Source organism: Rhodopirellula maiorica SM1, assembly GCF_000346295.1.
In the GTDB taxonomy this organism is placed as follows: Bacteria; Planctomycetota; Planctomycetia; order Pirellulales; family Pirellulaceae; genus Novipirellula; species Novipirellula maiorica.
Genome location: NZ_ANOG01000019.1, coordinates 1 through 1,756, shown reverse-complemented (window position 1 = coordinate 1,756; position 1,756 = coordinate 1). Strand labels below are relative to the sequence as shown.

Genomic DNA, 1,756 nt, shown 5'->3' with positions numbered 1-1,756 from the left:
CACCGAGACCACCGTCGATGCCAGCGAACAAATCGAGATGCCTGAGCCGACGACGGCGGTCGAGTCGATCGAAATCGCCGAAGTCGCGATCGACATGGGCGAGATGGTTTCCGACATGGCCCCTGCGGCAACGTCACTACAAACGCTGTCGTCCGTCTCGGGAGCTCCGCTGAGCAGCCGCAGTGCGGACATGAAAAAGAAATTGCTGCGTGACTATGGTGGCAGTGCCAGTAGTGAAGCGGCCGTCACCGAAGCGCTCAAATGGTTCTCGCGGCATCAATTCCCCAACGGCGGTTGGTCGTTCCAGCACAATGTCGCTTGTAACAATCGGTGTGGCGAGCCTGGGGAACCCAAACGCGCCGGAGCCGTTAATGCCGCGACCGCGATGGCATTGTTGCCGTTCATGGGCGCGGGCCAAACACACAAATCAGGCGAGTTTCGCGAGAACGTTTATCGCGGGCTGAAATTCCTGATCGGCAACGGAAAACTCGGCAAAAAGAACGGCATGCCCGTGCTCGATCTGACCGAGAGCGCCGGCAATGGAATGTATTCGCACGGCTTGGCTTCGATTGCGTTGTGCGAAGCCTACGCAATGACCGGCGACCCCGAGTTGGCTGTCCCGGCACAAGCATCCGTCAATTTTATCGTTTATGCCCAGTGCCGCGATGGAGGTTGGCGTTACAAGCCGCAACAATCTGATGGCGGTGATACATCGGTGGTAGGTTGGCAAGTCATGGCGCTGAAAAGTGCTCATATGGGGCACTTGATTGTGCCGCCGACGACCGTCCAAGGCTCGGTATTGTTTTTGGACAAAGTCCAATCCAACAACGGAGCCACCTACGGTTACGCCAGCCCGTCAACCAAACTTCGCCCCGCCTGTACCGCCGTCGGCGTGCTGTGCCGCATGTACACCGGGTGGGCCAAGACCGATCCGCGGATTGTCGCCGGAGTCAAACAGGTCGCCAAGATTGGTTTCCGCAAGGACCAGATCTACTACGACTACTACGCGGCTCAAGTGCTGCGTCAATTCGGCGGCGCGGATTGGGACAAGTTCAACAACGAAATGCGTGATTGGTTGGTGGAAACTCAATCGCAAGAGGGCGGTGCAAAAGGCAGCTGGCACTTCCCCAAGGGCGGTCACGGACCGAAAGACGGCGGCCGTTTGGCATCCACCTCGTTTGCTACGATGATGTTAGAAGTCTATTACCGCCACATGCCGCTGTACGCCGACAGCGCTGCCGAAGACGACTTTCCCTTGTAAGCTTCCCTTTGTAAGCGGAACTCGCCAATCTCTTATTGATCCTGTGAACGTTGCGTCGTCGGGCCATCGGGGCGTGCGTCCTCCGACCTCGCGTAAAGCGCTAGGCCCGTCCGCTTGCGGGTGCCCCTCGCCGAACGCTCGCCTCTCGCTACCGGCCCCACCGGGCTACCGGCCCCATGGGCTGACGCCCGATGCCATCTACTTTGGCAACCACTGGAGATGCTCAAGTAGTGGGATTCGCCAGAATTCCCATCTTTGCTGTTGAAACACCAGGAACTCTGGCGAGTCCCACTACGAAAGTAGATCGCATTGGGCTAACGCTGAACGCTGCCGCAACTGCAACTGCGGCAGTGTGATCGCAGCTACGAAAATGTGTGATCGGACCTACGAAAAAACGCCCCAACCGGCTGCGGCTGGGGCGTTTTTATGATTCGATTGTGGGCAGGGACGGTTAACGGTTCCACCACCAACGATCGTTGGCCGAGGCCAATGATT

1 protein-coding gene is annotated in these 1,756 nt (G+C 58.1%); it reads left to right on the top strand.

Annotation, left to right across the window (positions count from 1 at the left end; all coding sequences use genetic code 11):
- The coding region (locus tag RMSM_RS40500) for a prenyltransferase/squalene oxidase repeat-containing protein (protein WP_160168198.1) at nucleotides 1-1,261 on the top strand (1,261 nt) is incomplete at its 5' end.
- Between the last annotated feature and the right edge of the window lie 495 nt (nucleotides 1,262-1,756).